Here is a 12,103-nt window from a genome sequence, read left to right as displayed (position 1 = left end):
CAGCGCCCTGAGGATTGGGCCACTCAACGCCCTTTTGACAAAGCCCCCCAGCGCGGCACTCTGGGCGTCCTTTGAAAAACGTCCTCTTTGTCTGCACCGGAAACACCTGCCGCAGCCCCCTGGCTGAGGCGCTTTTCCGTGGCTTGGTGAAGGGACGCGAGGACATCACCGTCGGAAGTGCCGGGGTCGGAGCTTTCTCAGGCCAGCAGGCGAGCAAGCACAGCGTCACTTTGGCAAAGGAGCATGGCCAGGACCTCTCCAGCCATCGCAGCAAAGCGGTGACGATCGACCTCGTGGAGAAGGCTAGCCACATCTTTGCCCTCGGTCGTGGGCACTTGGCGGCCATCCTGGATGACTTTCCCGAGGCCGAGGACAAGGTCTATCTCGTCACCGAATTCGCCCCCGATGACAGCCTGCGCGGCAAAGACATCGCCGACCCCTTCGGTGGCGACTTGGAGGACTATCGCGAGGTCAAGGAACTGCTCGAAAAGTGCCTCCCCAGCCTCCTCGCCTACATTGACCAGACCTGGAAAGATGAGGCCGGCCGAGGTAGCACGCAGGGTGATTGAGCTTCCTTTTCGTAAGGACAGTCGTTCCCCTGCTTCCCCGCCTTCGTTTCTGTTATCCATTTCCATTTTCCATCTTCTCTTTTTCCAATGTCAGACCTTCCTAAAACCATCGCCATCGCCTCCGACCATGGCGGACTCGATCTCAAGAACGCCGTCTTCCACCACCTGCTGGACACCGGCTACACCGTCGAAGACCTCGGCGTGTATGACACGACCTCGGTCGATTACCCCGACTACGCCGAACTCGTCACCGCTCGTGTGCTCGATGGCCGCGCGGATGCAGGCATCCTCGTCTGCACCACCGGCATCGGCATGTGCATTACCGCGAACCGCCACGCGGGCATCCAGGCCAGCCTCGTGCATGACGCAGCGACTGCTGCCATCACCCGCGAGCACAATGCCAGCAACGTCCTCTGCCTCGCTGGCAAGACACCCATCGACACCACCAAGGACATCGTCGATGCTTGGTTGAAAACCCCTTTCGCCGGTGGTCGCCATGCCCGCCGCGTCTCCAAAATGAACAAACAAGCCCACCCCCTCAGCATCCTCGCCGCCTCAGATCCCGCCGTCGCTGCCATCATCGACGCCGAACAGCACCGCCAGCAGAACAACATCGAGCTCATCGCGAGCGAGAACTTCACCTCCCGCGCCGTCATGGCCGCCCAGGGAAGCTGCCTGACGAACAAATACGCGGAAGGTTATCCCGCGAAGCGCTGGTATGGCGGCTGTGAAGAGGTGGACAAGGTGGAGCAACTCGCCATCGACCGCGCCTGCCAGCTCTTCGGTGCCAAATACGCGAACGTGCAGCCGCACTCCGGCTCCCAGGCCAATGCCGCCGTCTATTTCAGCGTGCTCCAGCCCGGTGACAAAGTGCTCGGCATGAACCTCGCCCACGGCGGTCATTTGACCCATGGCAATCCCGCGAACTTCAGCGGCCGCTTCTACAACTTCTGCCAATACGGCGTGCGACAGAGCGACGAACTCATCGACTACGACGAACTCGCCGAAGTCGCCAAGCGCGAGCAGCCGAAGATGATCACCGCCGGTGCCAGCGCCTATCCCCGCATCATCGACTTCAAGAAGATGAGCGAGATCGCGAAGAGCGTCGGCGCTTACCTCTTCGTCGATATGGCCCACATCGCCGGACTCGTCGCCGGTGGAGCCCATCCATCGCCGATGGAGTACGCCGACTTCGTCACCACCACCACGCACAAATCCCTGCGCGGACCCCGCGGCGGCATGATCCTCACGAACAGCGACGAGCTGATCAAGAAGATCAACAGCCAGGTCTTCCCCGGTGTGCAAGGCGGCCCGCTCATGCACGTCATCGCTGCCAAAGCCGTCTGCTTCGGCGAATGCCTCAAGCCTGACTTTAAAGACTACACCGCGCAGATCGTGAAGAACGCCCAGGCGCTCGCCGCACGTCTCAGCGAACTCGGCTACCGCATCGTCAGCGGCGGCACGGACAACCACCTCATGCTCGTCGATCTCCGTCCGAAAGGCCTCAACGGCAAAGTCGCCAGCGAGACCCTCGATCACGCCGGCATCACCGTGAACAAGAACGGCATCCCCTTCGACACCGAGAAGATCACCCTCGGCGGCGGCATCCGCGTCGGCACCCCAGCCGTCACGACTCGTGGCATGAAGGAAGCCGAGATGGTCCTCATCGCCAACTGGATTGACCGCGCCCTCACCGGCAAAGACGACCCCGCCGTGCTCTCCCAGATCAAAGCAGAAGTCGCCCAGATCAACGAGCGCTACCCGGTGCCGTAAATCGTCAACGATACGTGAAGGGTTTTGCCCTCGTCCACCTCTGGTGGGCGAGGGCTTATTTTTTCGCACAAACCGCCCACATCCAGTCATGCCGGAACGCAAGGGGTATGAAACGCAGGGCGTTTAGTCTGGCGCATGACTCGTTCTCTCTTCCTCGCTCTCACAGCTTTTCTCACCCTCGCTGGCGCTGCTTCGGCGCAAAACATCCGCGCCGGCATCATCGGTCTCGATACCTCCCACGTTCTGGCTTTCACGAAGACGCTGAACGCCAACCCGCAGAAGCCTGAGGTCATGGGCGCACGTGTGGTGGCGGCTTATCCGCAGGGATCGAAGGACATCGAAGGCAGTGTGAAGCGCGTGCCGGAATACACGGCGAAGGTGAAGGAACTCGGCGTGGAGATCGTGACCAGCATCGACGCCCTGCTCGACAAAGTGGACGTGGTCTTCCTGGAAACGAACGATGGCCGCCCGCACCTGGAGCAACTCCGCCCCTGCCTCGCTGCCCACAAGCCCGTTTTCATCGACAAACCCATCGCTGGCACTCTCGTGGATGCGATCAAGATCTTCAAAGAAGCCAAGGCTGCGGGTGTCCCCATCTTCTCGTCCTCTTCGCTGCGTTTCGGCAAGAACACCCAAGCGGTTCGCGGTGGCAGCATCGGCACGGTGAAGCAAGCTTCCACCTTCAGCCCAGCCTCACTTGAAGTTACGCACCCAGATCTCTTCTGGTATGGCATCCACGGCGTGGAGAGTCTTTTCACTGTGATGGGCACCGGTTGCCAGAGCGTGAAGCGTGACACGAATGCCGATGGCAAGATCCGCGTCACCGGCACCTGGGCGGGCGGGCGCACTGGCGTGTTTGAGGAAAACAAAGGTTACGGCGGCAAGGCCGTCGGCGACAAAGGTGAGTCTCCTGTCGGCGCTTACGATGGCTATGATCCCCTGCTCTTCGCTGCCGTGCAGTTTTTCCGTAATGGAATAGCTCCGGTGAGCCCCGAAGAGACTCTGGAGATCTACGCCTTCATGGAAGCTGCTGATGAGAGCAAGCGCCGCAATGGAGCTGAAGTCACGCTGAAGGAAGTCATGGATAAAGCCACGGCTGAAGCGGCGAAATAAGTCCCGCGTTCAGAACATCCGCCTCTTTCAAAAGCGCCGCTAACGTTACAGCGGCGCTTTTTTGTGTGTGGAATAGTTTTCAACAATGCCTCAACGTTTTCGTCAGATGGCGTGCGTATCATACCGCACCCAAACACTACCCCCTACCATGAACCCCATCACTCGCATCACCCTAGCCTGTGCCTCCGTCAGTCTGATCGGCAGCGGCCTGCTCCGTGCGGACATCAAAGCCCCGGAAATCAAACTCACCTCGGAAGAGTTTCACACCCGACTCCAAAGGGACGACACCCCGCTCCCTGCAGGCGGCCAGCTCCAGATGAGCTACGCGGGTGTCGTGGACAAGATCCTGCCCAGCGTCGTCACCGTCTTTTCGTATGGTGAGAAAGCAGGACGCGCGATGATGGGCCACGGTGAGATGCCCGACCTCGAACAGGTTCCGCCGATGTTCCGCGAATACTTCGAAGAATGGTTCCGCCAGCAGCAGGAGGAAGGCGGTGGAGCAACGCCCCAACGCCCCAATCCCCGTGGACGTCGCGGCCAGCCGCGCGAAACGCCCGAGGAAGACAAGAAGCTCGAACCCAACGGCGTCGGCTCCGGCTTCATCGTCTCCCCTGATGGCTACATCCTGACCAACAACCACGTCGTCGGAGAGGCTGATAAGATCGAGGCGGTCGTCACCATCAATGGCAGCACCAAGCGCTACGATGCCAAGGTCATCGGTGCCGATCCACAGACTGACGTGGCTTTGATCAAGATCTCAGCTAGCGGCCTCCCCGCTGCCACCCTCGCAGACAGCTCAAAGCTCCGTGTCGGTGATGTCGTGCTCGCCCTCGGTGCTCCGATGGAGCTCAGCCGCTCTGTCACTCAGGGCATCGTCAGCGCGCTGGGCCGCAGCGGCATGGGCATCATTGGCCGTCGTGACATGCAGGGCTATGAGGACTTCATTCAGACGGATGCTTCCATCAATCCTGGCAATTCTGGCGGACCTCTCGTCGATGCCATGGGCCGCGTGATCGGCATCAATACCGCCATCTATTCACGCTCCGGCATGAATGCAGGCATCGGCTTCTCCATCCCGATCAATCTCGCCCTGCGCATCGCCGAAGACCTCACCGATGACGGCGAAGTGACCCGCGGTTACCTCGGCATCCTGCCTGCGGACATCGACACTGAGACCGCCAAGCTTTGGAATCTCAGCGATGAAAATGGCGCACTCGTCCGCACCGTGAAGAAGAACTCTCCTGCGGCCAAAGCTGGCCTTCAGGTCGGTGATGTCATCCTCTCGGTTTCAGGCCAAAAAGTGGAGAGCGCCTCGAAGCTGCCCGTCATCGTCAGCAGCTACAAACCCGACTCCGAGATCACTCTCGAAATTCTCCGCGATGGCAAGCCTCTGTCCATCACGGCCAAGCTCGCCAAACTCACCCCAGAAATTATCGCTGGAGCTGAGGCTACTGAAGATAGCAACGCGCCATCCGGCCCTGATAAAGGCAGTGCCAGCGTCGGCGAGATCATGCCAGGTGTGACCATTCAAAACCTCACCCCCGGCACTCGCGAGCGCTATGAAGTGCCGGAGGACATCACAGGTGTCGTCATCACTCAGATCGATCCCGAGAGCCGTGCTGCTGCCATGGGTGTCGAAGAAGGCGACGTTATCACCCAGGTGAATCGCAAGCCCGTGCGCGCCGTCGGCGAGGCCCGCCAGATGTCCAAGGACAGCGGCAAAACCGTGCTTCTCAAAGTCTGGCGCAAGGGTGACACCATGCTCTTCATGGTCGGCAGCAATTAAACCTTGATGCAGTGACTCACCGCCCGCGCTTCGGAAACGGAGCGCGGGCTTTTTTACATCGGGACGATGCCGCCCTTGCCATCAGGCCAGCCACGCCTCACACTTCATGCATGTTCTGGCGTTTGATCACCGCGATGGTTGTTCTGTTTTGGGCGGTGATGACGGGCCTCGTCATCCGGGACACCTATTTTCCCGACCACTCCCGCTTTGCCGTGGTGCCGGTGCGCTTTGTCTTTGACCTCTTCCTCTCCGAAGCGGCGGCTTTTAACAACACCCTGCATCTCTATCAGGGGCAGGAAAAGATCGGTCACACCACCTTCGCCCTGCGGCGCATGGATGAAAAAGCCGAGCTGGAGCCCGTCTATGCCATCGTCGCCAATGGCTCAGTCACCGTGCCTGGAGCAACGGAGAAAACAGAGTTTGGCTTCCGCCTGAACGGCGAACTCATGGGTGCTGAGAGGTGGCAAAGATTTGAGATTCAGATCCATGCCCCTCAAAGTGAGACAGAAGCCGTCATCGCTTGGAAAGAGAGCGACAAACTGCCCCAGATGGAGGTCAAGAAAGGCGGGAAAGTCATCATGAACACCGCCATGGCCCAGACGATGATGGACAGCCCCGCTGCCTCCGGCCTGATCACCCAATTGCTGCCCGCCGGAGCCCTGCCCCAGGCCGCCGCCATGCGTCTCCATGCCCGCGAGGGACGTCTCGACCTCGCCGCCAAGCAGCGCCGTTGCTACGTCGTCACCGCCACCTTGATGCAGGGCTACGAGGCCCAGCTCTACTTCACCGAGATCGGCGAACTCGCACGAGTGGACCTGCCCGGCGGCTATCGACTGCTGGAGCCCATGCTCCACGGGTTGGAGAAGGGGCTGACCACGGAGTTGTGAAATCTCAACGGCTTAGTTTGATGCTAAGAAGGAGGTGCTCGGACGTATTGTAGGGCTCCATTTCCCAACCATGCGCCTGCTCCCGCTCTTCACCTCGTTCCTCCTCGTCTCCAGCCTGCACGCTGCCCCGCAGTGGATCTGGCTCTCTAAAGATGGCAACAAAGACAAGGCGGTCACCTTCCGCCACAAGTTCGAAATCCCCGGCAATGCGCACAGCGCCACGCTGGAACTGACTTGCGACAACGGCGCGGATGCGATCCTCAACGGCAAGAAGGTGCTCACCAATCCTGACTGGCAGGAAGCCAGCAAGGTGGACATCAGCAAGGACATGAAGCCCGGCGAAGCCAATGAACTCATCGTCAACGCACGCAATCAGGGCGGCGTCGCGGCACTGGTGGCACGACTGAAGATCAAGCTGGCCAATGGCACGGAGAAGGTACTCGTGGAGACGAATGACAAGTGGGAAGCCGCGAAGACCGGAACGCAGGAGTGGAAACCCGCTCTCGTGATCGAAAGCTATGGCAAAGGCCCCTGGGGGCTCGCGCTCGACGGCAAACCCGGCGGTGGTGGCGGTCGCAACAGCGGCCCTGCGGAAACCATCCCCGCGAACGAAGTCGGCGTCGCCAAAGGCTTCAAGGTGGAGAAGCTCTACAACGTGCCGAAGGATCAGGAAGGCTCCTGGGTGGCACTCACCGTGGATCACAAAGGCCGCCTCATCGCCTGTGACCAATACGGCAGCATCTACCGCATGACCGTGCCCGCTTTGGGCAAGACGGAGCAGCTCAAGCCCGAGAAGCTCGCCATCGAGATGGGCAAGGCCCACGGCCTGCTTTATGCCTTCGACAGCCTCTACGTCATGGTGAATGAGAACGGCAAGGACAACGGCCTCTTCCGCCTCCAGGACACCAATGGCGACGACCAATACGACAAGACCACCAAACTCCACACCATGGCAGGCGGTGGCGAGCACGGCCTGCACAGCATGATCGTCAGCCCGAACGGCAAGCGCATTTATTTCAACTGCGGCAATCACACCAAACTGCCCGAAGGCCTGGAGAAAAGCCGCGCCGCCAAGATCTGGAGCGAGGACCACATCGTGCCTCGTCTCTGGGATGCGAACGGCCACGCTCGCGGCATCCTGGCCCCCGGCGGTTACATTTGCAGCATGAACCCGGACGGCAGCGACGTGGAGCTTTTCTGCTACGGCTTCCGCAATGAGTTCGACATCTGCTTCGACCTCGGCGGCGAGCTCTTCACCTATGACGCCGACATGGAGTGGGACATCGGCAGCCCCTGGTATCGCCCCACGCGTGTGAACCATTGCGTCAGCGGCGCCGACTACGGCTGGCGCAGCGGCAGCGGCAAGTGGCCGAACTATTACCCTGACAGCCTGCCCACCACGCTCGACATCGGCCCCGGCAGCCCCACGGGCGTCGTCAGTGGCAAAGGCGCGAAATTCCCCGCCAAGTATCAGCGCGCCATCTTCATCAATGACTGGACCTACGGCACCATGTGGGCCATCCACCTTCAGCCGAAGGGCGCGAGCTACATCGCGGAGAAGGAAGAGTTCGTCTTCGGCAAACCGCTGCCGCTGACCGATGTCGTCATCCATCCGCAGGACGGCGCGATGTACTTCGCCGTTGGTGGTCGCAAGACCCAGTCGGGCGTCTATCGCGTGACCTCTGCAGGCGACGAATCCACCGCCCCTGCAGAGGCTGTGCCGCTGGATGAAGAATTCCGCATGAGAGCCGCCATCGAGCAGCTTCATCAGGACGGAGCCGATGCCCAGAAAGCCCTCGCCACCGCCTGGCCTTACCTCAGCCATAGCGACCGCAATGTCCGTTATGCCGCCCGCGTCGCCATCGAGCGCCTGCCCGTCGATGTCTGGAAAGACAAGGCGTTGAGCGAAACCCATCCCGTCGCCTTGATCGAAGGCATCATCGCCCTCGCCCGCGTCAGCGGAGCCAAAGGTACCTACGAAGGTGGTAAGCCTGCCGCCAAGCCCACCGGCACCTCTTCCGAGCCGATCGGCAAAGTCGCTCCAGAGAATGCCGAACTTCAAATCGAGATGCTCAAAGCCCTGGCCCGCCTCGAAGGTCAGCAGCTCTCCATTGACCAAACCCTCGCCTCCCTGCGTGCCCTTCAGCTCGTGCTCATCCGCCTGGGCAAACCTGATGCCGAAGTCTGCGCCAAGATCGCCGAAAAGCTCGATGCCGTGTATCCCACCCAGGACGCCATGATCAACCGCGAGCTTTGCCAGATCCTCGTCGCCATTGATTCCACCCAGGTCGTTTCCCAGACCCTCGGCCTCATGGCCACGGCCAAAGATGACTTCCAGGAAGTCGCCACCGACGCCGTTCTGAGCCGTAACGATGGCTACGCCAACGCCGCCCGCGCCGCCGCTGGCAGCCGACCGAATGCCCAGCAGATCAGCTACATGTTTGCCCTGCGCAACGCCACCGCAGGCTGGACGCCCGACAGCCGCAAGACCTACTTCTCCTGGTTCACCCGCGCCCGCACCTGGAAGGGTGGCAACAGCTTCAAAGGCTTCATCGAGAACATCCGCAAAGACGCCATGGCCACCTTTGTGCCGCAGGCGGAACTCGCCGAACTCGAAGCGCTCGGCACCAAGACCGAGAGCGTGAACATCCCCAACTACGTCGCCCCGAAAGGCCCTGGCAAAAACTGGAGTGTTGATGAAGTCGTGGCCCTCACTAGCGGCGGGCTCAAAGGTCGCGACTTCGCCAATGGCGAGGCCATGTATCGCAGCACCATGTGCGCCACCTGCCACCGCTTCAATGGCGACGGCGGCAGCATCGGCCCTGACCTCACCGGTGCAGGCAACCGCTACACCCTGCGCGACCTCATGGAGAACATCGTCGATCCGAGCAAGGTCATCTCCGACCAATACGACAGCCACCAGATCACCAAAAAAGACGGCAGCACCATCCTGGGCCGCATCGTCGTCGAGGAGAACGGCAAGGTCTTCGTCATGACCAACCCCTTCGCCCCGAACGACCAGATGGCCATCAATGAGGGCGACATCGCCAAGAAGGAGACCCGCAAGATCTCCATGATGCCCCCTGGCATGATCAACGCCCTGAATCAGGACGAACTCCTCGACCTCGTGGCCTACCTCGTCAGCGGTGGGAACGCCAAGGACAAGGCTTTCGCGAAGTAGCCCGCCCGCATTGATCCCGCTCACGGCATGGTGTGTCACGCCGCTTTCGTGACCACCTCGCCGAGGATTCGCCCTTTCCAGAGGGGCGAAGCAGCGGTTCCCCCTGCCCCCGGTCCGGGAAAATGTTCGCAGTTTAAAAAACTCCGTGCTGGACGCTGCGGCCCTTTTGTTTGTAGTAACAATCTTTCCCGGCCACAAAAATGCGCCTTCTCTCCAAAATCCTCTGGTTCCTCGCCTTCCTCACCGCCACTTTCGTCTGGATGGTGCTCTTTGAGCATGGTTTCAGCCTGGAAGGTTTTACCAAGGGGGTGAGGGAAGAATGGCACGCGCTAACCTCCCTGGTGACCGGCTCCCCTCCAAAGTAAGCACCCTCTTCTCCATCCCCCCATCCGACCATGATCGTTACCGAAGCCGAACTCGACGCCAAGCAGCAAAACCTCTGGAAAAGAGGCCTCATCGCCATCGAACAGAAAAACTGGGAGTATGCCGTGAACATGCTCCTCCCCATCGTGAAGGAGGTGCCAGGATTTTTGGACGGTCGGAAAATTCTCCGCCGTGCCGAAGGTGAAATCTGCGGCAGCGCGAAGAAGTTCAGCCTCGGATTCGGCGGCGCCGGTGGCAAAAAAGATCCCTGGGAAGCCATCGCCGACCTCGAAGAGAAGGTCTTCCAAAAAGACCCCTTCAGCGAGAGCGGCAACAAGCAGCTCTATGAACTGGCGCTGAAAGTTCAGTTCCCTGATCTGGCCTCCTTTGCCCTGGAGACCATCCGCATGGGACAGCCGAACAACACGAAGCTGATGCATCAGCTCGCGCTGCACTACATCACCTATGAACAGCCGGAGAAGGCCGCCGAAGTCTATACGGCCATCGTAAAGGTGGACCCGCGCGACATGCTGGCCATCAAAGGTGCCAAGGACTCCGCCGCACGCTCCTCCATCCTCCGTCAGGGCTGGGGTGGCGACTTCAAAAGCGCGGTCAAAAACTCTGACGAGCAGAACGAGATCGAACTCCTGAACCGTCAGGGCCGTACCAAGGAACAGACCGAGGAGCTGCTCGCCCGCTTCTCCGCGAAGTACAACGAGGACCAGAGCAACATCAACCACGTCAAGGCCATCGCCCAGCTTTATGAAGAGCTTGAAGACCTGCCAAACGCCCTCTCCTTCTACGAATACGCCCTCACCCTGAACCCCGGAGATGTCTCCCTCCAGCGCCGTACGGAGATCATGCGTGACAAGCACCAGGACGCCCAGATCGCCGCCATTGAGGCCTGGGTCGCCGCCTATCCCGATGCTCCCGAAGCCGAAGAGCAGCGCCAGAACTTGATCGCCATCAAGCAGCAGCGCGCCGCCTCCCTCATCTCCGACGCTAAGGCACGTGTGGACCGCAACCCGACCGACAAAGGCATCCGCTTCGACCTCGGCCAGGCCTACTTCAACGCCGGCATGTACACCGAGGCCATCCCCGAGCTTCAGCAGGCCAAGGGCAACCCGCACATCCGCATCAAGGCCATGCTGCTTCTCGGACGCTGCTTCGAGCGCAAGAACATGAACGACCTTTCCAAGAGCGCCTTCATGGAAGCCAACAAAGAGCTCACCATCATGGACAACACCAAGAAGGAAGTGCTCTACGAACTGGCACAGGTCTGTGAGAAGATGGGCGACAAGGCGAACAGCCTCGAAGCTCTCAAGGAGATCTACAACGCAGACTACGGCTACAAAGACGTCGCCGCCCGCGTGGAGTCCTCCTACTCCTGATGAGTGTGGGGAAATCCAGGTAAAAGCCTGCGGTTTCCCAGTCAGATCAAGACGCGCTGATTCCGGCACAAACCTGCTTCAGCGCTGCACAATCCGCGCGCAGGGATTGGCGCTGCTGAGCGCGACGATGGCACGAGAGCCGCTACTCTAGGCGGCATGAGCGCCATTGACTCCCCTTCTTTGTATGAACGTATCGGCGGTGCAGCCGCTGTGGATGAATTGATCGAAGCCTTCTACGTCCGCGTGCTCGCCGCCCCCCTGCTGGCTCCGTTTTTCCATGACGCCCCGCTGGATCGACTGCGCAAGATGCAGAAGGAATTCTTCGCCATGGCGCTCGGCGGTCCCATCGCCTACTCCGGCAAATCCCTGGCCCATGCGCATCATGGACGCGGCGTAAAGCGGGAGCACTTCGCCCACTTCGTCGGGCACTTGGTGGAGACCCTGAAGGACATCGGCATCAGCCAGGAAGACGCCGACCACGTCATCGAGCACATCAACACCTTCTCCAACGAGATCACCGGCACGTCTTATTGAGGCCCTCCAACCTAGGGTTGTCGTCTGTCAATTCTCTGTTGCCAAAGGCTCCTCATCCAATCCGCCTTCACCACTCGCCGTGTCCAGAGCTTGACCTCTGGCAGCGTTGTTGCTGAATGGGTGCTCATCAGCGAACCCATGAATCCCTTGGTCACCCTCAAAAAAACACAAGCAGTCCGACCCACGGCACACGAAACTGTGGACGAATCTGATTCGCCCACAATTTAGTGTGCTAAACAACGTTTTGCCAAAAATGAATCCTCGTTCAGCAGCCATTGCTGCCTCCATTGCGGTGGCACTAAACGTCATCTACAATCTCACCCTGTATGCAGCGGGCTTGGTGACCGAACCCTGGTTCAAGTGCCTCCCTTATGTAATAGGCGGATCCGTATTTGCCCTGATTTCTCTGCCGTGCGGTCTTTACGCTCGCTTGAAGGGGGGAGAAGGACTTAGTCGCCCTCTCCAGACTGGAGCACTATTTGGAATTATGGTCGGCGGTTGTTTCA

Annotated in this window: 9 protein-coding genes; all 9 read left to right on the top strand. The window is 60.1% G+C overall.

What is annotated here, in order from left to right; translation table 11 throughout:
• The first annotated feature begins 71 nt into the window (after nt 1-71).
• Nucleotides 72-569 (top strand): low molecular weight protein arginine phosphatase, encoded by a 498-nt coding sequence (locus AC6FTP_RS07980; protein WP_497206380.1) that lies wholly within the window; start codon nt 72-74, stop codon nt 567-569.
• An 87-nt stretch (nt 570-656) separates the two neighbouring features.
• On the top strand, nt 657-2,342 hold the full coding sequence (rpiB, locus tag AC6FTP_RS07975; RefSeq protein ID WP_497206379.1) for a ribose 5-phosphate isomerase B: 1,686 nt from the start codon (nt 657-659) through the stop codon (nt 2,340-2,342).
• Between the two features lie 135 nt (nt 2,343-2,477).
• On the top strand, nt 2,478-3,455 hold the full coding sequence (locus AC6FTP_RS07970; protein ID WP_497206378.1) for a Gfo/Idh/MocA family protein: 978 nt from the start codon (nt 2,478-2,480) through the stop codon (nt 3,453-3,455).
• Between the two features lie 148 nt (nt 3,456-3,603).
• Complete coding sequence (locus AC6FTP_RS07965) at nt 3,604-5,241, top strand: Do family serine endopeptidase (protein WP_497206377.1); 1,638 nt, start codon at nt 3,604-3,606, stop codon at nt 5,239-5,241.
• 134 nt (nt 5,242-5,375) lie between these two features.
• Nucleotides 5,376-6,128 (top strand): hypothetical protein, encoded by a 753-nt coding sequence (locus AC6FTP_RS07960; protein WP_497206376.1) that lies wholly within the window; start codon nt 5,376-5,378, stop codon nt 6,126-6,128.
• 70 nt (nt 6,129-6,198) lie between these two features.
• On the top strand, nt 6,199-9,309 hold the full coding sequence (locus tag AC6FTP_RS07955) for a c-type cytochrome (RefSeq protein ID WP_497206375.1): 3,111 nt from the start codon (nt 6,199-6,201) through the stop codon (nt 9,307-9,309).
• 200 nt (nt 9,310-9,509) lie between these two features.
• Entirely contained in the window at nt 9,510-9,674 is a 165-nt protein-coding gene (locus AC6FTP_RS07950) for a hypothetical protein (RefSeq protein WP_497206374.1), read from the top strand.
• Between the two features lie 30 nt (nt 9,675-9,704).
• On the top strand, nt 9,705-11,063 hold the full coding sequence (locus AC6FTP_RS07945) for a tetratricopeptide repeat protein (RefSeq protein WP_497206373.1): 1,359 nt from the start codon (nt 9,705-9,707) through the stop codon (nt 11,061-11,063).
• Nucleotides 11,064-11,219: 156 nt separating this feature from the next.
• Complete coding sequence (locus AC6FTP_RS07940) at nt 11,220-11,597, top strand: group I truncated hemoglobin (protein ID WP_497206372.1); 378 nt, start codon at nt 11,220-11,222, stop codon at nt 11,595-11,597.
• The last annotated feature ends 506 nt before the right edge of the window (nt 11,598-12,103 follow it).

This window comes from Prosthecobacter sp. (assembly GCF_044378005.1).
Taxonomy (GTDB): domain Bacteria; phylum Verrucomicrobiota; class Verrucomicrobiia; order Verrucomicrobiales; family Verrucomicrobiaceae; genus Prosthecobacter.
The sequence above is the reverse complement of the archived record's forward strand: the minus strand, read 5'-3'. Positions and strand labels throughout refer to the sequence as shown.

What these genes read in the sequence shown, in the direction of transcription:
- AC6FTP_RS07960 (WP_497206376.1), top strand. Translation starts at nt 5,376, where the DNA reads ATGGTTGTTCTGTTTTGGGCGGTGATGACGGGCCTCGTCATCCGGGAC.
- AC6FTP_RS07955 (WP_497206375.1), top strand. Translation starts at nt 6,199, where the DNA reads ATGCGCCTGCTCCCGCTCTTCACCTCGTTCCTCCTCGTCTCCAGCCTG.
- rpiB (WP_497206379.1), top strand. Translation starts at nt 657, where the DNA reads ATGTCAGACCTTCCTAAAACCATCGCCATCGCCTCCGACCATGGCGGA.
- AC6FTP_RS07965 (WP_497206377.1), top strand. Translation starts at nt 3,604, where the DNA reads ATGAACCCCATCACTCGCATCACCCTAGCCTGTGCCTCCGTCAGTCTG.
- AC6FTP_RS07970 (WP_497206378.1), top strand. Translation starts at nt 2,478, where the DNA reads ATGACTCGTTCTCTCTTCCTCGCTCTCACAGCTTTTCTCACCCTCGCT.
- AC6FTP_RS07950 (WP_497206374.1), top strand. Translation starts at nt 9,510, where the DNA reads ATGCGCCTTCTCTCCAAAATCCTCTGGTTCCTCGCCTTCCTCACCGCC.
- AC6FTP_RS07940 (WP_497206372.1), top strand. Translation starts at nt 11,220, where the DNA reads ATGAGCGCCATTGACTCCCCTTCTTTGTATGAACGTATCGGCGGTGCA.
- AC6FTP_RS07945 (WP_497206373.1), top strand. Translation starts at nt 9,705, where the DNA reads ATGATCGTTACCGAAGCCGAACTCGACGCCAAGCAGCAAAACCTCTGG.